The organism is Mycoplasma simbae ATCC 49888, from assembly GCF_000702705.1.
Taxonomy (GTDB): Bacteria; Bacillota_I; Bacilli_A; order Mycoplasmatales; family Metamycoplasmataceae; genus Mycoplasmopsis; species Mycoplasmopsis simbae.
Genome location: NZ_JNJG01000005.1, coordinates 123,148 through 146,382, shown reverse-complemented (window position 1 = coordinate 146,382; position 23,235 = coordinate 123,148). Strand labels below are relative to the sequence as shown.

Below are 23,235 nucleotides of genomic sequence, written 5' to 3'. Positions count from 1 at the left end.
AGGATTACTATGTATAAATTTATTACACAAACTCCAGTAATAACGTCAATTTTTGATTACATGGTTGAAGTTACTGGTGAGTTTAATTATTCGCAAAAACAAATGTTTATTGCCAAAAATAAACCACACATCAAATTTATTTTAATCAGCGCTGACAAAGATAAAGCTATACTGCTTTCAAGCGACCAAGATAACGAATTAGCTGTTGGCGATGAAATTGAATTGCTAGATACAAACTTTAATGTGTTTACAGATCAAACATATTTTGGAAAAGTTATTGATGTTGCAGGAAACATTATCTTGCCACAAGCAAGTCCAAAACCAAGATTTAGTTCTTATCAATCTTCAACACCTATTTTTAAACTAGCACACGATTTAATGAGTGTACAAACACTTAACCAGCAACTTTACACAGGGATTAGTGCAATTGACTTACTAATTCCAATCGGTAAGGGGCAACGTGAGTTAATTATTGGTGATCGTCAAACCGGTAAAACTCACATCGCTTTAAACACTATAATTAATCAAGCAAACAAAAATGTTAAGTGTATTTATGTAGCTATTGGTCAAAAAAGAGAACAAATTGCATCAATTTACGCAACTCTTGAAAAACATAACGCTTTGAAAAATACAATCATTATTGATGCTTTCGCCACTTCGACATACGATCAATATCTAGCTCCTTATGTAGGAATGGCACATGCTGAAAACATTTCACAAACAGATGATGTTTTAATTGTTTTTGATGATTTAACTAAACATGCTAACGTAATTAGAGAAATGGCGTTGCTTTCAGATGCACCAGTTGGTAAAGAAGCTATGCCAGGAGATATTTTCTTTGCACACTCACAACTACTTGAAAGATCAGGTAGCTTTAAAGGACGTAAAACTATTACAGCACTTCCAATTCTTCAAACAATTGATGGCGATATTACTTCATTAATCTCATCAAACATTATTTCAATTACAGATGGTCAAATCGTAACTAGTGCCGACTTATTTGCAGCTGGTAAATTACCTGCTATTAACATTGATTTATCAGTTTCACGTACTGGATCAAGCGTACAAAATCGTACCATTACTAAGGTAGCTGGTGAAATCGGTAAAATTTTCCGTAAATACAAACGTCACTTGAAATTAGCTACACTTGACTACGAATTTAATGCTGAAACTTCAGCTTTACTTTCAAAAGGTAAAATGATTGACAAAATGTTCACTCAGCGTGGATATTCATTATATTCAGATCGTTTTATCTTGCTAACTTCAAAAATTATTGCTTGAAACTTATTTAAAGGCGTTAAAGACGAACAAAAAGCAATGAACTTTTTAAATAAACTTATTGACACTAATGCCGAGGCTAAACACACTTACGACATCATCGCAAGTGGTGAAGCCTATGATGATAACATCACTAAAAACTTCTTTGCCTTCGCTTTACAGCAATACTCGGATTATTTAAATTTAGGTTGAAACTTAAAAGTTGATCACAAATTCTTAGAATTAGAACACAGTTATCTTGAACAATTAGCTCAAGAGTTAGGAGATAAATAATGAATGGTAAAATTGTAAAATTTAACTCTGATGTTATTGAAATCAAATTCCCTTCAACTAGCTTACCTAAAGTAAATAACCTATTGACAATGCACGATGGTCGTACATATCTACTTGTTAAAAGAGTTTTAGATGATACAACTGTGCGTGCAATTGTGATTTATACAGCTCAGCCAATCGCACTAAGCGATAGTGTGTTTAACACACAAAAAAGCTTTATGGTGCCGGTAGGAAAAAACTCAAAAAACAACATTTACAGCTTTGAAGGTAAGCCATTATTGCAAAGCTACATTATGCCTGAATATGTTGAAATGAACTCAACAATTAATAAAGATAAATTTATTGACAACAAGATTGAAATCATTGAAACAGGTATTAAAGCTATAGACTTTTTCATCCCAATTGTTAAAGGCTATAAAATGGGTATTTTTGGTGGTGCTGGGGTTGGTAAAACCGTTTTAATGAAAGAAATCATTTTCAACGTAAACAACCACAACGAAAAAGAAACATCAAACATTTTCATTGGTTCAGGTGAACGTTCACGTGAAGGTATTGAACTTTACAATGAGCTAAAAGATTCAAATTTATTGAAAAATTCAATAATGTTTGTATCAAAAATGAATGAATCACCTGGGGCCAGAATGTCAATAGTTCCTATTGGCATCACTGCCGCTGAATATTTAAGAGACAAAGAAAAAGAAGATGTATTATTATTCATCGACAACATTTACCGTTTTGTTCAAGCTGAAAATGAGGTTTCTTCTTCACTTGGTAAAAAACCTAGTGTTGGTGGATATCAATCAACACTAGAAAGTGATGTTGCTAACATCGAACACCGTATGTTCAAAAACCAAAATGGTGCCATTACATCATTCCAAACAATGTTTTTACCTATGGACGATCTTTCAGACCCATCGGCTGTGGCTGTGTTCAACCACTTAGATGGAAGTTTGGTACTTTCACGTGCACAAACAGCTAAAAACATTTTCCCTGCTTTTGACCCATTAGCTTCACAATCTAACTCAGTAAATGAAGCTATTATTGGAAAAGATCACCTAAATGCAATCATTGAAACCAAACGTATTTTAAAAACGTACAAAGATCTTGAAGATGTTATTTTAATTCTTGGTTTTGATGAACTTGATGATGAAAATAAAACTATTGTTAAAAAAGCCTTACAATTGGAAAACTTTTTTACTCAAAACTTTTTCATGACCGAACACTTTACTAAATCACCTGGTCAATACGTTAAATTAGAGGACACTGTCAAAAGTGTTTGAAAAATTTTAAATGGTGAATACATTAAACAAAGCCCTGAAATCTTTTCATATGTAGGATCAGCACTAGAAATACCTACAGACAAAGAACTAGGATTATAATAAGGAAGTAAAAATGAGTTTGTGAAGAAATAAAAAAACAAGAATTATCCTTACTTCGTTAGGATCAATAACATCTGTTTCGGTTTTGGCCGGATCTGTTATTTATGCGTCAACTTCTTCTTCAGAAAACTCAATAAAATACAGTACATCTGTATCTTCTAAACCAAATTTTATTGCCAAAGATAATTTGGATTTAAATGCTCAAGCTGCCAACTCTGATTCAAACTTAAAAGAAATTCCAAAGCCTGAGCCTAAGCCTGAACCTAAAGTTGAACCCAAACCTGAGCCTAAGCCTGAAGTTCACAAAATAGATGTTCCAGAACCCAAACCCAAACCTGAGCCACCTAAACCTAAGCCAGAGCCAGCCCCTCAACCTAAACCTGAACCTAAGCCTGAGCCACCTAAGCCTAAACCAGAGCCACCTAAGCCTAAACCCCAACCAATCGCTCCTAAGCCTGTTACCCCAATTAACACAGCCCCTAGAAATGATAAAACTGTTATCGTGATAAACGGAGTTAGCGTTAATGCGATAGTGCAAAAAAATCCAGGACGTGTAGTTAATCAATACGACAAGGATAATCAAATTTCCAATTTAGATCCTTATATTAATGACAGCGTCGATAAAATTATTTCTGTCGAAGTCACTGAAGAATTAAGAAGAAAAACTCTTGAAAAAGCAGTAGGTGATGGTTCAAACAACGATGGAATTAATGCAAGATACTTAAAAGGCTTAGTTTCATCGTTGCTGGAAGAAGCTAAACCCGAAGATATTGCATCAATTGTAGAAAGTAGTAATTCAAGCGGTTTTTGAAGCAACTTATTTTCTAAATGACAAACATTTTTTAACTCAAAGAATGTTAAAAACTTTTTAAAACCAGATAAGGTTGCTGAATTCGAAACAATGCGTTGAGAGAGCAAAAGTCATAGATTTTTATGAATTTATAACAATTTAGATTTTTCTAAATTTACAAAGCTTTCTAAATCAGCTGAAGATTTATTAGCCAAAGGATATACAATTAGCCCTGATAATGCATACATTCGCGAGGATGGAACTATCGATTCATATTCAGCCTCATTGCCTGATGGCTTTAATAGTGTAACTACTAGAATGGCACGCGATAACTGAGAAAGAAGAACTTTTAGTTACCGAGATTATCGTAAACGTTATCCAGACGAAGTGCGCAACGGAATTTATTCGGGCTGATGTCGTGAAGATGTTACAAACAGTCCAGAATTTAGTCACTTAAACGTTTCAACAAGTGATGGCATTAATATTATTAAAATGACGCGCGATGAAAAAGTTAATGATCCTAAACAGCTAAATGAAGGTTTTGTTGTGGAGATTGACGCTGCCAACATAGCGGGTTATGCTAAAACTAAAAAATTATTGCAGGACATTAAAAAGAATCCAAGCATGAACGTTGTTTCTTACCGCATAAAAAATATGGGTAAAAATGATAGTGCTCAAGCATTTAAGGAAATTTTGTATGAATTACCTGATGAAATTAGTCAAGTTGAATTATTTTTCTTTGATCGTGCTACAAATACTGGTTCTTTAATTGCCTTAGAAAACAAAACAATTAAAGAGCTTTCGCTCTATACTTTGGGTAATTCCTTGCTTGACGAGTGATCATTCAATCCTTGAGCATTAAAACGCACCAAATGAGTTAATACAAACGATTACAACGTTAGCTGAGACTACAAACAGGGTGCTGACATTGCAACTAGAATCACTTTCAATACACTTGCTTTTGATAAAGAGGATTTTGATCCTAACGCACAAGATCCTTATAGACGAATTAATTTAGGTCTAAGAATGGCATATTATGCGCGAAATAATGAAGGAATTTTCCAAGGCGGATTTGGACCGGGATTAAATCCTGACAATAACGAAGGGGACAATAGTTATCCAACTGGACTAGATTTTAGCCGTGTACCTTTAATTAAATCGCTAAAAAATTTAATTTTTCACGACACACAAAAACCATCAAATAAACCTCGTAAAATTGTTAAAGTCACTTTCCACAATGATGATGAATACTTTACAGTCAGCGAAAATGATCTAACAAACGCAGGTCTTGAAAACATTGTTAATGGCCCGATGGAAAAAGGTAAAATCTTATTTGATAACGGCAATACTACTCAAAAATTTAGAATCGTAGATACTAAACCTTGATCTACTGATGCCATAAGAAACTTAAGAACTTTTGCTATGTTCGCTAACAATGGTAATGGTTTTAGCGGTGAGGTCGCCGTAGATCCTAATGCTAGCGAACTAAAAGCGCAACTAGAATCAGCAGGTTTTAAAGTAGAATTTTATAGCGGTTTAGAATATCAATAATTGAATCATAATCCTATACAAAAAATTAACATCTTAAAAGGGTGTTGATTTTTTGTATATTATAAATTTGTATATTTTGTTTGCTTTTTGTGTATTTTGTCAATAAAAAATCTAGCTTTTGCTAGATTAATTATTTCAAAATCGATTCAATACGTTCTTTAGTTGGTTCTTTAACTAAAAATGTTCCAGCAACACACGCATCCGCACCAGCCTTAAAGCATAAAGGCCCAGTTTCGTCATTAATTCCACCGTCAACTTGAATTAAGTATTGATATTGATGTTTGTTACGTAAATCTTTAAGCTGGCTAATTTTATCTAGAGCATTAGGAATAAATTTTTGACCGCCAGCTCCAGGTTCAACTGACATCACTAACACAAGAGCAACATAAGGTAAAAACTTAACTATTTCATCCACTGTGGTATTTGGCTTGATTGCCAAACCAATTCTATAATCATGGTGTTTAGCTTTTAAAAATTTTAATAATTCTGCTGGTTTAATCGCTTCAAAATGTATTGTGGTGATATCAACCACATCTTTGTATTCATCAAGATAATCAAGTGGATTTTCAACCATTAAATGTGCATCCATAAAGTGTGAAGATGTTTGCTCTTTGATTGATTTAATTTCGTCTAATTCAATGGCTTTATTGGGCACGAATTTAGCGTCCATTACGTCATAATGGATTCATTTGATGCCACTATCAATTAATGTTTGAGCCATTTTTCATCTTTGACCTTGTTCAACGTTCAATAGAGAAGGTGTTACATTTTTTTTATTCATTTTTAGCCTCTTTCATCATTTTTAAATAATTTAAATATCTAAATTCTGGAATAATGCCTTGTTGCACATTTAACTTCACATTGCAATAACCTTCAGGTTCATTCAAATGTAAGCACGACTTAAATTTACACATTTGTGCCAGCTCTTGGAACTGCTTGAATGAGCGAGCTAGTTGGCTAGGTGTTAAATTTATGTCAAAACTAGAAAAACCAGGTGTGTCAATAAGCTCGCCACCTAGAGTTTCAATGATTTGCACAACTCTAGTGGTGTGTTTTCCCCGGTTAGCAAATTTTGAGATAGCTTGTGTTTCAAAATTTGTGCCGGCAATTGTATTTATGAATGTGGTTTTACCAACTCCTGACTGACCCATTAATGAAACAACTTTACCCTTAAAGAAAGGCTCAAGTTTTTGCTTTAAATCTGGGTCTTTATAGTCAATATTGAATACGTTATAACCCATCGCTAAATACTTTTGTCTTCACTCACTTAAAGCTAAATCAACCTTAGTGATAAACAAAATTGGCTCAATATTATTCGCTTCAATAAAAGCTAAATATTTGTCAACTAAATAAGGTTGAAACGAGGGTTCAATCACACTCATCACCACAATAATTGCATCAATATTGGCAACTTTTGGTCTGACAAAAACATTTTTACGCGGTAAAACTGCACTAATATATTGATCATTTTCAATCTCAACATTATCACCCACGACCGGTTCAATATTTTTGTGTCTAAACACTCCGGCGGCTGGCACAAAATGCATTTTACCTTCTTTATCTTTAATGTGGTAACGACCACCCGTTAATGAATAAATTTTTCCTTGCACATAGCTCCTTATATCAATACAACTGCTAAAATTATCCCAATTATTAGCAGTAAAGTGATTGTAATTATTGAAGAATATAAAAATACTTTTGAGTTAATTACATCTTGCAGTGTTCTTTTTGGTTTATCTCTTTTTGCATCATAAGGTTTTTCATAATAGCGACTTTGATGCGTTGAAGTTTGCAAGTCTTCACGCAATTCTCACATGCTTGCGTGTCTTTTGTTTGGATCTTTGTTAGTTGCTTTATAAATAACATTGGCCAAACTTTGCGGTATTTCAATCACTTTTAAAATGTTAGGTAATTCAGCTTTTTTTTGCTTTTGCAATGTTTCAGCAGCTGAAGCACCTTTAAATGGATATGTGCCTGTTAGCATTTCATAAAGCAAAATACCTAGAGCGTAAATATCAGATTTAATTGTTGGTTTATTTGAAGCTACACACAATTCTGGAGCCATATAATAAACTGACCCTATCACCTTTTGGTCTTGTGTATATCGCTGACTATCCTCGCCTAAAGCCAGGCCAAAATCAATAATTTTAACATTGCGATCTTTAGTAATCATAATGTTGTTGCTCTTAATATCACGGTGAATAATTTTGTTATTATGAAGCTCACCCATGCCTTCAGCAATTTGCATTGCATAATTAACAGCAGTACGTGCTAAAAGTTTTCCACTTTTGCTTATTTGCGTTTTTAAACTTTCACCATCAACAAATTCCATAACTAAAAATTGTTCTTCCTCATCGGTATATGAATCAACGTATTTGGCAATTCTTTGCGAATTTATTGATTTATATAGCTTAATTTCTTGATGAAAACGTTTAATAGTATTTTCTTTATCAGTATCGCCCTTAATTACAAAATATTTTAAGGCATAAAATTTACCTGGCTCAGCAAGTGATTCAACTTTATACACATCGCTGAATCCGCCTTTGCCAATATTACTGATAATTCTATATTTTTCGTATACTTTACTTTCTTTTCTTGGTGGCATTACTTACTCCATTCCGCATTGTCTTTGACCGTTACATACACTGCTGATGCATTGTCTGTGGATTTATTATCAAGAGCATGCCTTACGAGGCTTTCGACAGCTTTTTGTTCACTGCTTTCTTTTTTAAGTATTTGTTCAATTGTGGCTTTGTCAATAAAATTGTGAACTCCATCAGAAGTAGACAAAATACCATGAACTTTGTGCAGTTCCTGGCTTAAATCAAATATTTCTATTTTAGTTTTTTTCTGAGGGCCAAGAGCAGATGTTAAAGCACTGTTATAGCGAATCTTTTTAGCCTCTGCTTCACTCATTCCGTCTTCACGAATCAAACGGTTCAATAAATTATGATCAATTGTAATTTGCTTTAAATCACCCGCAGCAGTCAAAACGTAGGTTCTTGAGTCGCCAATATTGAAAATATATAGAAAGTTATCAACATTATCAAAGATAGCTGCTGTTACTGTTGTTCCCATGTCTAATTTAGCTTCATCGTTTTGGCCCATTTTTTTCATTTCGCTTCTAGCTTGCTCGATGCATTTTTTGAATCAATTAGCATAAGAAGTTATATCTTTTTTCTCAAGTGGCATCGATGAATAAAATTCATTATTAAACACGTTTACCGTAATTTTTGAAGCATAAGCTCCACCAAAATGGCCGCCCATGCCGTCGCACAAAATGATCATTCGTGTGCTAGATTTAGCAAAATGACCAACCTTGTCTTGATTTTCCGTTCTTACATTACCAACAACGCTTAATTCACCAAAGCTACTCATACAACTCTTTCATTAATAATTGCTTAATTTCTTCAGAAGCTCTTATAGCATCATCATTTACAACATGATATTTGAAAATATCTTTTTCAGCAATTTCTTCTTCTGCTTTTTGCATTCTTTTCGCTATAGACTCCTCGGTTTCAGTGTTGCGTCCAATAATTCTTGATTTTAACTCTTCAAAAGAAGGCGGCAAAATAAAGACAGTAATAATGTTATATTTACTGGTTGCGTCTTTATTTTGCAGTATTTTTTTAGCACCTTTTGTTTCAATTTCAAGGAAAGGAACATAGCCAGAATTGTGAATCCTGTCAATTTCTGTGGTTAAGGTTCCATAGAAATTATCGAAATGAAAATTGTATTCTAGCAATTCATTTCTATCAATACGTTCTTGAAAATCTTGTTTAGTGATGAAAAAGTAATGCTGACCGTCAATTTCTCCGCTACGTGGAGATCTGGTTGTAGCTGAGACTGAAAGTTTAAGCTTTAAATCTTCATTTTTAAACAAAATTTGCTCAATAGTTCCCTTGCCAACTCCACTAGGACCTACAAAAATAATTATCGGTTTTTTCTTTTTCATATCAATATTCATAGTTTTTTTATTATATACTAATATTAATATTTATACATATATTTGCTTGTTGACAAATTATTTAAAATTATTGAACTCTTCAATATTTTGTCTTATTTACTCATTTTATAGATATTTTTGAAACATGGATTTATTTGACAACAAACTCAAAATCATTATTTAAGATTAAAATTTTACACTTAAGATATAATTTAATATATTTTTAATATTTATATTAAAAAGGAGGCAACATGACAGGTCTAATAATCTCTATCGTGCTAGTAACAGTAGCAATTTTTATTGTCATTGTTTCACTAATGATGTCTCCAGATTCAAACGGGTTTTCAGGAGCACTAGTTGGATCAGGAGACTTAGAATTATTTAAAGCAAACAAAGAAAGGGGTGTGAAGAAATTTATGAAGTGGTCAATGTTCACTAGCGGTATCGTGGTGATCTTTTTGGCTCTACTAATTAAAATCTTCGTAAATTAATACATGATAACATTTGAAAAAATTTATAACTATGTAAAAGCAAAACCTAAGTGTAATTTTGTTTCTATCGCTAAAGGAATGCAAATTCCTTATAACAAAAATAAAGAGCTAACCTTTGCTCTTAAAAAGATGGTAGACAATAACAAATTAATGTTTTTAAGGGATAAAACATACATTATTATTGAAGAATTATTTGAAATTGAAGGTGTTTTAAAATATGCTAAAGACGGAAAATTTGGCTTTATCGATTTAGAAAATACCGATGAAAACGGTGACAAAATTTCTTATTTTGTGCCTTCAGCTAATTTCAACAATGCTCTTTCAGGTGATTATGTTAAGGCAATGGTTTACAGATACAACGATCTAAAAGAAGTTAAAACATTTGCTTCGGTTGTCAAAATTGAGAAGAGAAATGATTCAAAAATCTCAGGAATTTTAGAACTTGACAAAGATAACATCGTTTTTAAACCAATTAAAAAGGATTTTGCCAATATTCAATTCATAATTGATTCTTTTAAAGTGGACGCAAGACTAGATGATTTAGTAATGGCTGAAATCACTGAGTGAAAAAACAAACAGTTACACATCGATATTGTGGAGAAAGTTTCAAGCACTTCTGACCCTCTTTGCTATGTTAAAGCACTGCTTTCAGAAAGAGAATTACCAAAAGGATTTAGCAAGGATGTTCAACAAGAGGCTGATTTAATACCTGACAAAGTTGATCCTAAGTTCTTTAAAAAACGTGTTGACTTTAGAAATGAATTGGTGGTAACCATTGATGGTGAGTCTACAAAGGATTTTGATGATGCTATTAGCGTCAAAAAAATCGATAATCAATTTTACGAATTAGCAGTTCACATTGCAGACGTGAGTTATTATGTTCAAGAGAATAGCGAAATAGACAAAGAAGCCTTAAAAAGAGGTACATCAACCTATTTAGCTAACCAAGTTATTCCAATGCTACCCGAAAAACTTTCTAACGGAATTTGTTCATTGAACCCTAATGAAGATAGATTTACAATGAGCATCATTATGAAAATAGATCAATATGGTAAAACTGTGGAGGCTAAGCTTGTAGAAGGAATTATTAATTCTAAATACAGATTAACTTACACCAGAGTAAATGAGTTCATTGACAACAAAAAACGCTTTGATGACAAAGAGTTAAACAAAATGCTGAATGCTGCTTACGAACTTACACAAAAAATTCGCAAGGTTAAAAATGCGGAAGGTTATATTGATTTAGAAATTGAAGAACCTAAAGTTGTTCTTGACGAAAACAACAACGTTGCTGACGTTGTTGTTGACAAAAGTGGTGTGAGCGAAAGAATGATTGAAGATTTCATGGTTAGAGCCAATGAAGAAGTGGCAAAAATTTTAACCAAAAACAAAATTCCATTGCTATATCGTGTGCATGATGTTCCTAGCGAAGAAAAAATACTTAACTTCAAGCAAGTTATGAATACATTGAACATTAAAGTTGAACTTGATTCGTTAAACTTATCTCCACAATCGTTCCAACAAACAATTGAAAAAGTTAAAAAACAACGTTTTGACAGCTTTTTACAAGTAATGTTTTTAAGAACTATGTCTAAAGCGGTTTATAGCCCTGATAATATTGGTCACTTTGGTTTAGCAAGCAAATTTTATTGCCACTTCACCAGCCCAATTCGTAGATATCCTGACTTAATTGTTCATCGTGCTATTAGAGATGTTTTAATCAATAATGACAGAACAAAGATTGAACATATGAACAAAATCTTGCCTTTAATTGCAAAGCAAAACAGCGACTCTGAGCAAAGTGCATTGCAAGTTGAACGTGACACCAATGATTTGTTATACGCGGAATATTTCAAGAATAAGATTGGTCAAAGTTTTAATTGCCAAATTGTAAGTATCTTAAAATTTGGTATGTTTGTTGAATTTGAAAACAAAACCAATGCATTGGTTCACGTGTCAACTCTAAGCGATGATGAATATGAGCCAAATGCTGAATCTACTGTACTTATAGGTAAAAACAGCAAAAATAAATATCGTTTAGGTGATAAAGTTGCGGTTGTTATTTTAAACGCAGACTCAATTAACGGTAAAGTTGATGCTTGCTTAGTTAAAAACTATGAAGACTATTACAAAAATATCAAAAAAAATATAGCTACTCGCCCAAACAAAACGCATGCAAAATAGAAAATTAGTTAAAAATTCACTAGGTTTTGACTCAAATTTATACGTTTATCAAGACAAAGACATGTTCAATTATTCGGTCGATACAATAATGCTTGGAAATTTTGTGTTTTTGAACAATAAAGTTACCAAAATGCTAGAAATTGGTACAAATAATGGTGCTTTATCTATTTTTATTAGCGAGCGGAGTAAAAATTTAAAAATCGATGCTATCGAAATTCAGCACAAAGCTGCTGAATTAGCCAAGCTTAATGTTGAAATGAATAATAAGCAAGATCAAATCAATGTTATTCATGCAGATTTTAAAGACTTTTATAAAGACCATACAGCAGCATTATTACCAAAATATCAATCAATCGTAGTCAATCCTCCATTTTATCCGCCTGAAAATATGAAGGTGAGCAAGAATGTTTCACAAGAAATGTTGATTGCCACACATGAGATAGAGCTTGATTTAAAAACACTAATTCTGGGGTGTTCAAAAATTATTGAACAAAAAGGATATTTATCTTTAGTTATCCCGGTTGAAAGAATCGTTGATTGTTTTGAATATATGCGCGAGTATAAATTTGAACCCAAGCGTGTACAATTCATCATTCCACGAGTAGATGATAAACCTAAACTTGTGCTGATTGAAGCAAGATATCAAGCTGGTTGAGGAGTGCACTTTTTACCAAATCTGTATCTACATGATGCTAACAATAAAGTTGATCATGAATACCTACCACAAATAAAAGAGTTATACAAACCAATAAAAATATAGGAGTAAAATGAAAAAAACATTTTATATAACAACCCCAATTTACTATGTTTCTGGCCCTTTACACATTGGACACTTATACTCAACAATTATGGCCAGAACCATAGCTAATTACAAACAAGCAATGGGTTATGACGTTAAGTTTTTGACTGGTAGTGATGAACATGGTCAAAAAATTCAAAATAAAGCTATCAAAGCAAACATGGCACCTAAAGAATTTGTTGACAATTTAGTTGAAACCTACAAGCAAACATGACAAAAATGAGATGTGCCAGTGGATTACTTTTCACGCACCACAGCTGAGCACCACGAAAGTGCTGTTCAAGAAATTTTTAGCTGATTTCTTGAAAAAGGATTCATTTACAAAGGCAAATACGAAGGCTTATACTCAATCGAAGATGAGGAATTTTTAACTAAGGCTCAAGCGTTAGAAATTGATGGCAAATACTTTCACCCAAGTTCAAAACATGAACTAGTGCAAATGTCAGAAGAGAGCTATTTCTTCAAAATCTCAGCAATGCAACAATGATGAAGTGAATATGTTGCCACTCACCCTGAATTTTTACAACCAGATAAAACAATTAACGAAATTCAAACTAACTTTGTTGCTCAAGGTCTAGAAGATTTGTCTGTAACTAGAACTAATCTAAACTGAGCAATTCCAATTCACGAAGATGCTCGTCACACTTTATACGTATGATTAGATGCGTTATTTAATTATGTAACGGCATTAAAATACAATATCAATGACCCAGGCCAAGATTACATTAAATACTGACAAAACGGTGATGAAATTGTGCATATTTTGGGCAAAGAAATTTCTAGATTCCACTTTATTTACTGGCCAATGTTTTTACAGGCTTTAGGGTTAAAATTACCTACAAACATTTATAGTCACGGTTTATTAAGGGATAAAGACGGCAGAAAAATGTCTAAATCTTTAGGAAATGCTGTAGAAATTGAATATTTATATGATAATTACCATCCAGAAATGGTTAAATATTACTTTGCTTCGCAATTTATTTTCGGTGAAGACGGTAACTTTAGTGAAGATAAACTGAAAGAAGTAATTAATGCTGATTTAGTAAACAACTACGGAAACTTAGTGTCAAGAACTTTAAAAATGATTTCAAATTCATTTACAAGCGGCACGAAATATGTAGAATCAAATCAACAAATTCATCAAGATATTGAGCAAGCAATTAAATCTTTTGTTGACGAGTTTAGTTCTGAGATGGACAAATTCAAAATCGATAAAGGTTATAGAAAAATTATTGAATTATCTTCAAAATTAAACAAATATATTGATGAAACCATGCCATGAAAACTAAGCGATAATCTTGAAGAATTAAACTTAATTTTAAATAGATTATTGAATGGTATATATGCTGTTTCGTGAGCATTGCAAATCAGTATGCCTCAAAAAATTAAAGAGGTTGCTCAAGCATTAAATGTAGAATCTTTTGAGTTAGATAAAATCAATGATTTTAATAAGTTTGACAACATAGTACCAGCAGATAAATTTATGTTTTTTGCAAGATTAAAATAGAAGAGAGGGGAAAATGATCTGTGTAGTTTTAAAAGAAATTAAGGTTAAAAAAGAAAACAAGGACGAATTTAATGAGTTCATTAAAGAATGAATTTACACTTCAAAACAGCAAGAATTAAACCTATCAATTGATGGCTATTGATTTGGTGATCGTTTTAGCATTTTTGAACGTTGAAGCAGTGAAGAAAGCTTTTTAAAATTCACTAAATTACCCGAGTACAAAGACTTTTTAACCAAAATTGAATCTTTTGGACTTGAACCATTAAAAGTTAGAAAATTTAAAACTTTAATTTAAACAAAAAATCACGATTGCGTCGTGATTTTTTAGTTCTGGTTTTGTTCATTTTGCTCATTTTGTGAGCGCAGCAATTCCAATGTTGTTTTATCCTTAACTTCGCGCTCTCAACGTGGAACAACAATAATAGCAATAATCAAAAAGAAAATGTGGAATAGCGTTAAATTGCGATCATTGTGATTAATGTAGCGATCTTTATAATAGTGTAATGCTAGCGGAATACAGATAAAGTGCAACAGAACTGACAGAATAATAGAAACAAAAATTAGCGCAATTAGCGTATAGGCTAATGTAGGTTGCGGGCTCTTATAAACATGTCCCAAAACCGTCAGTGCGATAAATAAAGACATTGATGAAAGGAAGAAAAACACTGAAAAAGATAGCAAAATATAGAAACTTATTTTAATTTTATTCATATAAAAAAGTGTGCAAGCACACTATAATGATGTTAATTCTTTTTCTTTTTCAGCTGTCATTTTGTTGACTAATTCAATTTTAGCATCTACTGCTTTTTGAACTGCATCTTGGTATCTTTTTTGATCATCTTCGCTTAATTCTTCATCATTTTTGATAGCTTTAAGAACATCTTGACGAGCATTTCTAACACCAACTTTAGCTTGTTCAGTGTATTTAGCTAAACTTTTAACCAATTCTTTACGACGCTCAGAAGTTAAAGCAGGGAAAGTCAATCTTACTTGGTTACCTTCGTCAACAGGGTTTACACCTAAATTTGCCGCCATAATTGCTTTAGCAATATCTTTAACTGATGAAACATCAAAAGGTTTAATCAATAATTGTGCAGGCTCAGGCACTGAGATATTTGCTAATTCTTCAAGTGGAGTAGCTGTGCCGTAATAGTCAATTTTAATTCCTTTAATTAATTGAGGGTTAGCTCTACCAGTTGAAATTTTTGATAATTCAAATCCGTAGTGATGAATTGATTTAGTTGCCGCTTCATCAAAATCTAATAAATATAAGTCTAATTCCATTATTTTGTTACCTCCGTAAATTCAATTGTTCCTTCGATAGCTCTTAAAATAGCGTCTTCTTCTTGAATATCAAACACTATTAAGCCAATGTTATTATCTCTAGCCATTGCTGTGGCTGTTAGGTCCATGACTTGTAATTTTCTTTCAAGTATTTCATCGTAAGTTATCTTGTCAAATTTTACCGCATTTGGGTTAGTTTTAGGATCTGAATCATAAATACCTTTAACTCCATTTTTACCCATTAAAATCACATCTGCGCCTATCTCTGAAGCGTATAAAGTAGCAGCTGTATCAGTTGTGAAGAATGGACGACCAGTTCCGCCTGCAAAAATTACAACCTCACCTCTTTCAAGGTATTTAATAGTTTTTTCATTGATGTAGTAACCCGCAACTCTTTCATCAATGTTTAATGAAGACTGTACTCTAGCCTTTAAGCCGACTTTTTCAAATCCACTTTGCAATGCTAAACCATTCATGATTGTAGCTATCATCCCAATATAGTCAGCTCTGTTTCTTGGAATACCATTTTTTTCGGCACTAGCACCTCTTCAAAAGTTTCCACCTCCTATAACAACGCTAACTTGGATTCCTTTTTCCACAATTTTCTTTAATTGACGAGCAATGTTTTCCACTAAAACATAATCGATTGCTAATTTTTTGTTTTTGTTGGCAAGCCCCTCGCCAGATAACTTAACTAAAATTCTTTTAAAATTCATACCTGAAACCTTTCTTTTAATTTAATATATTATATTAATTTTGTTGATTTCAAAACAATTAAATCATTAGATTATTATGTATATTTTGTCAAATATACTCATTTTATAGTTCAATACGCGAAATATTTTTTAAACTGTCGATTTGGAAAAAATTATTTTTCTTCTGTATAAAGTATTATGTAATCTTATATTGAGTATTAGATAGTATAATTAAAATGCAAAAATGAAAAAAACATTGTATAAAAGAATAATTCCAGCGGTTATTTTTGCAATAATCATGCTTGGGAGTTTAATTCCTCTATCAATTTACTCACACGAAAGTCAAATTTCGCGGATTTTTTCATTTATTTTTATTTGAGCATTAGCAATAATCTCTTTTTACGAATTTTTTAAAGCTCAAAGATTAAGATGATACTGAGCAATAACCTTAGCATTATTGTATTGCCTGGCAACCATTTTCCCAGTTGAAGAAATTACAATTCCTTGGTTAACAAAAGCAGGCAAAGTATCAAATCCAAATCTTGCAGACACAGTAAATTTTGGCGCAGACTGACAAATTACTAAATATGCTTTATTGCTAGCTTCCGATCCTTATATCATTGTCTTATCAAAATCAATCGCAATTGCTTTTGGAATTATTGAATTATTCACAAGAACTGCTACACGTTTAATTGATAGATTAGCACGCATTTTATTATGTTGCATAAGCATCTATATTTTGTGTATTTTCGCCAAAATATACCATGGCTTCATTGTGTATCAAGGCATGTGGAAATATTGACTAACTATTATTTTGGTAGCTTCATTTGCTGATACATTTGGTTATGTATTTGGTTCAGCTTTTGGTAAAAAATGAATCATCGCTCCTTTCACCCCTAATATTTCGCCTAAAAAAACATGGGAAGGTTTTATAGGTTCAATTATTATGGGAAGTGCTATTGCTCTTACACTTGTGTTTAGCTTAGATTTATTTAATAATATCGCATTAAAAATCCTATTTTCTTTCACCGCTCCGTTTATTGCCGTTGTAGGTGATTTATACTTTTCATATATTAAACGCATTAATGGAATTAAAGATTATTCAAAATTACTAAAAGGTCACGGTGGATTATTAGATCGCCTTGACAGTATTAGTTTTTTATGTGTTTTGGCATACTTATTCTTAATTATTAATAATTTATTCATTTAAAAAACGCGAGTCAACACTCGCGTTTTGTTATGCTTGATTATTTGAACCAAATTCGTAAATTTTTTCACGAACAATATCTTTAATTGCTTTAACTCCACTTGCTAATAATTTACGTGGGTCAAAGTTTTTACCTTCTAAATCCTTGCCAGCTAAAATAAATTCTCTGGTTGCTTTATGGAATACTTGTTGCAATTCAGTATTAACATTGATTTTAGCAATACCTAAACTAATTGCTTTTTGAGTTTGATCTTTAGGGATACCTGATCCACCGTGTAAGACCATACCAATTTTGCATGAGTGTGATAATAACTCAAGTCTGTCAAAATTCAATGATTTCCACTCAGCCGGATATTTTCCGTGGATATTGCCAACACCTGCAGCTAGCATGTCAATACCTAATTCAGCCATTAATTTTGCTTGGGCTGGATCTGCAAGTTCACCATCACTTGAAACACCATCTTCTTCACCACCAATAGCACCAACTTCGGCTTCAACACTAATACCTTTTTGTGACGCTAATTCAACTAGTTTTTTAGTTGTGGCGTAATGTTGCTCAAATGGGAATGATGAACCATCAAACATTATTGAACTAAAACCTGTTTCAATAGCTTTTAAACATCCTGCTTCAGTACCATGGTCTAAGTGCAAAGCAACGGGAACACTAATTTGTAAATCTTTAACTAGAGATTTAACTAAGTTAGAGACCACATTGTAGCCCCCCATATATTTGATAGCGCCTTCGCTCACACCTAAAATAATAGGTGAATTTAGTTCTTGGGCAACCTCAAGAATTGATTTAGTTCACTCAAGATTATTAATATTTATGTGAGGAACTGCGTATTTATTTTGGTATGCTTTTGCCACCATTTCTCTTGCATTCACTAACATAATTTTATTATTCTCCAAACCCTGGTCTAATTGATCATTGACCTTTTGCGTTTCTAACAAAATTTGAATCTACAGTTAATAAACGATATAACTCTCCTAATTTATTAACACGAATTGCATCGTATTCTTTACCTTTTTCTTCTGCTTCATTAAATCATTTTGATCTTAGTTCTTCTTCAACCTTATCAAAAAGTAAATTAAATTCTACATATGTACCGTTCTTGCACTCAACTGAGGCAATTTCTGATACAACATCTAACATTGTCTTCATACAACCCTCCAAATAATATTTATAATTATATTAAATTTTGCTCAATACTCAAAAATGAGTATTTTTACACAACTTTTAAAGAAAAATGCAGATAAAACTGCAATTTATCTTGATTATCAATATAAACTAAAGTATCCGTATACGTGTAGTACTAAGATAATGATGCAAATTAATGCTACAACACTTACAATACCTAGCAATCAATATGTTAATTTTGATCATTCTGTTCTTTGAACAAAGTGTTTAGTAATTGTTCTAGCTGGTAGCGGTTGAGCTTTAAATCCTTTAATAACTTTTGTTACTTCAACAGATTCTTTACCATCGTGACGCAATAAGTATTTAACTACAACTGCCTCATCTTCTCATCTTAATGATGTAGCTACAAATTCATATTCTGAGTGTGCTTTAACATCTGATAATACAACTTCACGAGCTAATTTTTCCTCGCCGTTTTGAACATAAACAACTAATTTTTTCACTTCTTCGTCAAGATTTACTGTGTTTTGTAGTGCTGGTTGCTCTTCAACTACTTCTTGTGTTGTTTCAACTTCAACTGTAGGTTCTTGTTCAACAACTTCTTCTGTTTCTTCAACTTTTTCTTGTTTTTTAGCTTTAGCTGGTGAAACATCAACTAGTTTTTCTCTGTTAATGAATTCAATTGCTTCTTCATCTTTAACGTTTTCTTGAACAACTCTTTCAAGCATTGTAATTGTTTTCTCTGGTGAAGCTGATCCTCTAAATGCACCGTTTTGGTGGAATCAAACTTTAGAATCGCCTTCAAGTGTAGCCGCTACACGATTGAATTCTTCAACACCTTCTCTAAATGTTTTAAAGTTTTTTAACTCTTTGATATTAGCTCTTTTTAGGTTAAATGAAACGTTTCTGTTTTCGTCAAAAGTTTCTGAAAGATAAAATCTATTTAATTTTGATTTTTGTGTCATTGTTCCTCCGATTTATACTAGTTTTGTAAAGATTAAAACAATTAAAGTCACAGCAATTGCCAATAAGTTTGCAGCAACTAGAAATAGAATTAAAACTTTTTTTCTTCTTGGATCAACGAAAGCTATTTCATGATTTTTATCTAACAATTCATTTGTAATTAAATGTTTGAAAACATCTTCATCCTTAACACCATCTTTTTCGCTTTGCTCTAAAACTTGTTTAAATTGTTCTAATGATAAGCTTCCAACTGCCACACCATTGTCAAAAATTCAAATTCTTGTTTCATTTTGTGACACAGCAGCATGTAAAGCTGAATAAATTTCTTTTAATGTTTCAAAACTTGTTTTTTCACCTGTTGCAGCATTTTCAAGTGTAAGTTTTTGTACATCTTTTCCTTTTTCTTCAGAAATGAAGAATTTTAAGATACCTGTAGACATATTTTTCCTTTCGTATATAAATATGCTCTATTATACATAAAAATATTAATATAAAAGTATTTATATAGGAATTTTAAAGAGAATTTACTCAGCCATTACTGAAAAAAGACTGAAAAGTGTTAAAATTCGGCAGTGCACTTGAAATTGGAGATTAAATCGATAAAATAAAAGGAAAATGATTACTTTTTCAGTGTATCATCAGTCTTTTTTCAGTAATTAGTTGTTAAATTCAGTGAGATTATGACGTGATAAACAAAATTATTAAAATGTTTTGAAAATATTTTTTTTACCTTATAATATTAGTGAAAATATGGCGATTGTGGTGAAGCGGTCTAACACAGCGGGTTGTGGTCCCGTCATTCGAGGGTTCGAATCCCTTCATTCGCCCCATTTTTTTTATACTTTTTTTGATAATAAGCCAATATTAATATAATAATTACATAGCATGAATTTAGTTGAATATGAAATCAAGAAATCACGTTTTTACAGTGTGTGTGTTCCAATCACTTCTAAAGAGGACGTGAAATTAATAAATGAACAACTTTGAAAAGACCATAAAAAAGCCACTCACATTTGTTATGGATATACATTTATTAATAATGGCGTGATTAATGCTGGTTTTGATGATAACGGCGAACCACACGGCACAGCTGGAAGGCCAATTAGAGACTTATTAATTAAAACAAACTCAAATAACTATGCTATTTTTGTCATCAGATATTTTGGCGGCATTAAACTTGGGGCTGGAGGCTTAGTTAGAGCATATATAAAGAGTGCTAACTTAGCATTAAGTGAATTTAAGGAATCATAATATGATAGCAATCATTGGGAAAATTGGAGTTGGTAAGACAACTTTTTTAAAAAATTGTGGCATTGAGCTAGAACAAATCTTTTTTGCCGATGTTTTTGTAGCTCAAAACTATGAAAAAAATGGACTTTTTTATGAACCTATTAAGCAAAAAATAGGTGAATTTTTAATTGATGAAAATGGCGTATCAAAACCAAAAATTTTAGCTTGATTATCCCAAAATACTGAGAATATATTGAAATTGGAAAAATTAATTTATCCAATAATTTACGAGCACTTAAAAAGCAACGAATATAAGCTTGCTGAAATGCCTGTTTTAGTAAATAAAAATGTTAATTTTTTACCTTTGATTTCTGGCGTTTTATGCTTGTCCACAAGTGATGAAATTAGGGTCAAAAATCTTCAAAAACGTAATGTGGATAAAGCTACTTTGAAGCAATTAGATAAAAAAAACGACACAAAAAAGGCTATAAAATCACTTTTTGGCAAAAAGCTAATTGTGGAAATGTATGGAGATAATTTCGAAAGTACTGACCAAAATAAAAAAATTTTAAGCCTGCTAAATTAATTAAATTAAAATGATTTAAGCTAAGCAAAAACAGCTACATTTTTAGGAGGTGCGTAAGATGATTAAAAGTATTAATTATCCATATTTCACAGTTGAAAATTCAACCATTATTTCTGGTGAAGATTTAAAAAACTTGCGTAAATTTTACGCGCCTATTTTAGGCCCAAATGCCATCATTTTATATGAATATTTACGTGATTTAGCTATCAATGAAGGCTCAGAAATGGCTTTTCATGATTATGACAGCATGACTTATATGTTAAAACTGTCAATTAAAGAGCTTAATGATGCGAGAATTATGCTGGAAGCTGTTTCTTTACTTTCAACATATATTGATGAAATGAATCGTAAAACCTTTTTTGTGGTTGAAAAACCTTTGGATGGCAAGGGCTTTAAAATGAATTTAATTTTAGCTAACAAATTATTAAATATAGTTGGTAAGCAAAACTTTGAGCGTTTAGTTGGGCGGCCAAAAAATCGTTCATTAGCACGTGCTATTAATTTATATGATAGTTCAGCTCGTTATGAAGATGTTTTTGACACTGGTGAAGATTTTTCATTGCTAGATGACAATAATCATGATGAAGATTTAAACGTAAATACTCAAGAATTGAATGTTTTAGTGCAAGAAAAAATTGACTTAAACACATTTGAATATCCAAACATTTATGAAGCAATTCTTAAAACCGATTCAAGAGAATTCTTTGGTCAAATTCAAGGTCAAATACCTACTAATAACATTATTGAATTGATTAAAAACTCACGTTTAGCAGGATTTAGTGATCCTTGTATTAATTTAATTTTGTTTTACGCTAACGAAGTAAATGGTAAGATCAATTTCAACTATGTAAATCAAATCATTAGAGATTTAATTAAAAAAGAAATTTTCTTATTTGAACCGCTTGAAAACTATATTGATAAGCTTATAAGATCTCGTAATGATGTAGTTGTTTCACGTAAAGACTTGTACAAAGCTACTTATTTAGCTGGCTTAAATCGTGAAGATAAATTATTGGATGGGTCGTATTAATATGAATAAAAAAGATGCAGAATTAGACGAAGTTATTGCTAAATCTAGAGAAGAATTAAAGCTTTTAGTCAAGGGGATAGTTGATAAATCTAAGCCATTACAAAAAATTTTGAAAAAATTACAGGTAACTTGAGACGAATTAATCGATAATTTACCTGATTTTTTGGATTGAAAAGACAACTGAACACACCAAGATCGCTACCCATATTTAACAACTATTGAGCGTGATGAAAACAACGAATTAAAATTCATTAAAATAAGCACTGAAAACGAGATGACACGAATGATGAATATTCAAAATCATCTATGATTAAGTGATATAACACCTGTTGATGCAACGCTTTATATCAATAAATTGCCAGTAATTTCACAAGGGCAAATAGAAGTTGAATCAAGGGTTATTTTAGCTAAACGAAACATGAAAGCTGGCAACAAAGTTCAATTTGAAAACGTTTATGCCTACGGTCACAAAGCAATTCACAATTCAAAATTAGCTCAAGCATGTGCGTTAGAATTTGCTCGTGCAAAAATTAATACTGTTTACCTAAAAACTTCTGCTTTATTTAAGCAAATGAAATCAGGTTTTGGCTTACCCGGCAATTCAAATGCTGATATTGTCACAATTTTAAGACAAGTCGATGTTTTGATTGTTGACGAATTAGGCAATGAACAAGCGAACTCATGATTTTTATTCGATATTTTGTCAGATATCATCTCATCTAGAATTATTGGCAATAAATTTACGGTCCTTTTCTCTTCTTTAAGTTTAAGTATGCTTAAAGATTACTATGTTAACCACCGTTGACTAAAAAATGATGCTCACAAAGCTAACTCATTAATCAACAAAATTGAAGAAACTTCAAATATTTTCAAAATATAAAAACATCTATACACGCCGTATAGA

Annotated in this window: 25 protein-coding genes and 1 tRNA gene; 14 read left to right on the top strand and 12 right to left on the bottom strand. The window is 31.9% G+C overall.

Annotation, left to right across the window (positions count from 1 at the left end; translation table 4 throughout):
* Positions 1-9 precede the first annotated feature (9 nt).
* From T329_RS0101590 to T329_RS0101580, 3 genes are read left to right on the top strand one after another with little or no spacing between them, the layout of a single operon-like run.
* Entirely contained in the window at positions 10-1,551 is a 1,542-nt protein-coding gene (locus tag T329_RS0101590) for an MSC_0619 family F1-like ATPase alpha subunit (protein ID WP_029608697.1), read from the top strand.
* On the top strand, positions 1,551-2,930 hold the full coding sequence (locus tag T329_RS0101585; RefSeq protein WP_029608696.1) for an MSC_0618 family F1-like ATPase beta subunit: 1,380 nt from the start codon (positions 1,551-1,553) through the stop codon (positions 2,928-2,930). Before T329_RS0101590 ends, T329_RS0101585 begins: the two co-directional genes overlap by 1 nt.
* Before the next feature lie 13 nt (positions 2,931-2,943).
* The gene (locus T329_RS0101580) at positions 2,944-5,271 is read left to right on the top strand and encodes a putative immunoglobulin-blocking virulence protein (protein WP_029608695.1); all 2,328 of its coding nucleotides are present in this window, start codon (positions 2,944-2,946) and stop codon (positions 5,269-5,271) included.
* A gap of 130 nt (positions 5,272-5,401) precedes the next feature.
* On the opposite strand, the gene T329_RS0101575 is transcribed toward T329_RS0101580, so the two are convergent.
* Genes T329_RS0101575 through gmk form a run of 5 tightly spaced genes read right to left on the bottom strand, consistent with a single transcriptional unit; the run spans position 5,402 to position 9,226 of the window.
* Positions 5,402-6,052, bottom strand: coding sequence for a ribulose-phosphate 3-epimerase (locus T329_RS0101575; RefSeq protein ID WP_029608694.1), 651 nt, complete (start codon positions 6,050-6,052; stop codon positions 5,402-5,404).
* Positions 6,045-6,881 (bottom strand): ribosome small subunit-dependent GTPase A, encoded by an 837-nt coding sequence (rsgA, locus tag T329_RS0101570; protein WP_029608693.1) that lies wholly within the window; start codon positions 6,879-6,881, stop codon positions 6,045-6,047. The genes T329_RS0101575 and rsgA overlap by 8 nt, the downstream gene beginning before the upstream one ends.
* Positions 6,882-6,889: 8 nt before the next feature.
* Positions 6,890-7,876 (bottom strand): serine/threonine-protein kinase, encoded by a 987-nt coding sequence (locus T329_RS0101565; RefSeq protein WP_029608692.1) that lies wholly within the window; start codon positions 7,874-7,876, stop codon positions 6,890-6,892.
* Complete coding sequence (locus T329_RS0101560) at positions 7,876-8,649, bottom strand: PP2C family protein-serine/threonine phosphatase (RefSeq protein ID WP_029608691.1); 774 nt, start codon at positions 8,647-8,649, stop codon at positions 7,876-7,878. Before T329_RS0101560 ends, T329_RS0101565 begins: the two co-directional genes overlap by 1 nt.
* The gene (gene gmk, locus T329_RS0101555; RefSeq protein ID WP_036461373.1) at positions 8,642-9,226 is read right to left on the bottom strand and encodes a guanylate kinase; all 585 of its coding nucleotides are present in this window, start codon (positions 9,224-9,226) and stop codon (positions 8,642-8,644) included. The genes T329_RS0101560 and gmk overlap by 8 nt, the downstream gene beginning before the upstream one ends.
* Positions 9,227-9,468: 242 nt before the next feature.
* Between gmk and secG the strand changes: the two genes are divergently transcribed.
* From secG to T329_RS0101530, 5 genes are read left to right on the top strand one after another with little or no spacing between them, the layout of a single operon-like run.
* On the top strand, positions 9,469-9,708 hold the full coding sequence (secG, locus tag T329_RS0101550) for a preprotein translocase subunit SecG (protein WP_029608689.1): 240 nt from the start codon (positions 9,469-9,471) through the stop codon (positions 9,706-9,708).
* Positions 9,709-9,711: 3 nt separating this feature from the next.
* The gene (rnr, locus tag T329_RS0101545) at positions 9,712-11,892 is read left to right on the top strand and encodes a ribonuclease R (RefSeq protein ID WP_029608688.1); all 2,181 of its coding nucleotides are present in this window, start codon (positions 9,712-9,714) and stop codon (positions 11,890-11,892) included.
* Positions 11,882-12,652, top strand: a complete 771-nt coding sequence (locus tag T329_RS0101540) for a tRNA1(Val) (adenine(37)-N6)-methyltransferase (RefSeq protein WP_029608687.1) — start codon at positions 11,882-11,884, stop codon at positions 12,650-12,652. The genes rnr and T329_RS0101540 overlap by 11 nt, the downstream gene beginning before the upstream one ends.
* Before the next feature lie 7 nt (positions 12,653-12,659).
* Entirely contained in the window at positions 12,660-14,198 is a 1,539-nt protein-coding gene (metG, locus tag T329_RS0101535; RefSeq protein WP_029608686.1) for a methionine--tRNA ligase, read from the top strand.
* Between the two features lie 13 nt (positions 14,199-14,211).
* The gene (locus tag T329_RS0101530; protein WP_051630124.1) at positions 14,212-14,493 is read left to right on the top strand and encodes a putative quinol monooxygenase; all 282 of its coding nucleotides are present in this window, start codon (positions 14,212-14,214) and stop codon (positions 14,491-14,493) included.
* Between the two features lie 29 nt (positions 14,494-14,522).
* Here the strand turns inward: T329_RS0101530 and T329_RS0101525 are convergent, their stop codons facing one another.
* The 3 genes from T329_RS0101525 to pyrH are packed head-to-tail and all read right to left on the bottom strand — an operon-like array spanning position 14,523 to position 16,198.
* Entirely contained in the window at positions 14,523-14,909 is a 387-nt protein-coding gene (locus T329_RS0101525; protein WP_156933776.1) for a hypothetical protein, read from the bottom strand.
* Positions 14,910-14,930: 21 nt separating this feature from the next.
* The gene (frr, locus tag T329_RS0101520) at positions 14,931-15,482 is read right to left on the bottom strand and encodes a ribosome recycling factor (RefSeq protein WP_029608683.1); all 552 of its coding nucleotides are present in this window, start codon (positions 15,480-15,482) and stop codon (positions 14,931-14,933) included.
* A complete protein-coding gene (gene pyrH, locus T329_RS0101515) occupies positions 15,482-16,198 on the bottom strand; it encodes a UMP kinase (RefSeq protein WP_029608682.1) in 717 nt (238 codons plus the stop codon). The genes frr and pyrH overlap by 1 nt, the downstream gene beginning before the upstream one ends.
* 223 nt (positions 16,199-16,421) lie before the next feature.
* On the opposite strand from pyrH, the gene T329_RS03755 reads away from it, so the two are divergent.
* A complete protein-coding gene (locus T329_RS03755) occupies positions 16,422-17,387 on the top strand; it encodes a phosphatidate cytidylyltransferase (protein WP_051630123.1) in 966 nt (321 codons plus the stop codon).
* Between the two features lie 27 nt (positions 17,388-17,414).
* Here the strand turns inward: T329_RS03755 and fba are convergent, their stop codons facing one another.
* From fba to T329_RS0101490, 4 genes are all read right to left on the bottom strand, one after another.
* Positions 17,415-18,275: a class II fructose-1,6-bisphosphate aldolase gene (fba, locus tag T329_RS0101505; protein WP_084273864.1), complete on the bottom strand. Its 861-nt coding sequence runs from the start codon at positions 18,273-18,275 to the stop codon at positions 17,415-17,417.
* A 7-nt stretch (positions 18,276-18,282) separates the two neighbouring features.
* Entirely contained in the window at positions 18,283-18,546 is a 264-nt protein-coding gene (gene rpoE, locus T329_RS0101500) for a DNA-directed RNA polymerase subunit delta (RefSeq protein WP_029608679.1), read from the bottom strand.
* Between the two features lie 113 nt (positions 18,547-18,659).
* Positions 18,660-19,487, bottom strand: coding sequence for a protein-tyrosine phosphatase family protein (locus T329_RS03750; RefSeq protein ID WP_051630122.1), 828 nt, complete (start codon positions 19,485-19,487; stop codon positions 18,660-18,662).
* 12 nt (positions 19,488-19,499) lie between these two features.
* A complete protein-coding gene (locus tag T329_RS0101490; protein ID WP_029608677.1) occupies positions 19,500-19,925 on the bottom strand; it encodes a hypothetical protein in 426 nt (141 codons plus the stop codon).
* Positions 19,926-20,238: 313 nt separating this feature from the next.
* On the opposite strand from T329_RS0101490, the gene T329_RS0101485 reads away from it, so the two are divergent.
* The 5 genes from T329_RS0101485 to T329_RS0101465 all read left to right on the top strand — a co-directional run bounded on the left by T329_RS0101485 (position 20,239) and on the right by T329_RS0101465 (position 23,211).
* Positions 20,239-20,315: transfer RNA gene (locus tag T329_RS0101485), tRNA-His, on the top strand.
* Positions 20,316-20,370: 55 nt separating this feature from the next.
* Positions 20,371-20,736 (top strand): YigZ family protein, encoded by a 366-nt coding sequence (locus T329_RS0101480; protein ID WP_036461369.1) that lies wholly within the window; start codon positions 20,371-20,373, stop codon positions 20,734-20,736.
* A gap of 1 nt (position 20,737) precedes the next feature.
* Positions 20,738-21,301, top strand: a complete 564-nt coding sequence (gene coaE, locus T329_RS0101475) for a dephospho-CoA kinase (protein ID WP_029608675.1) — start codon at positions 20,738-20,740, stop codon at positions 21,299-21,301.
* Between the two features lie 58 nt (positions 21,302-21,359).
* Positions 21,360-22,331, top strand: a complete 972-nt coding sequence (locus T329_RS0101470; RefSeq protein ID WP_029608674.1) for a DnaD domain protein — start codon at positions 21,360-21,362, stop codon at positions 22,329-22,331.
* A gap of 1 nt (position 22,332) precedes the next feature.
* Positions 22,333-23,211 carry an ATP-binding protein gene (locus T329_RS0101465; RefSeq protein WP_036461366.1) on the top strand — a complete coding sequence of 293 codons (879 nt, stop codon included), beginning with the start codon at positions 22,333-22,335 and terminating at the stop codon, positions 23,209-23,211.
* The last annotated feature ends 24 nt before the right edge of the window (positions 23,212-23,235 follow it).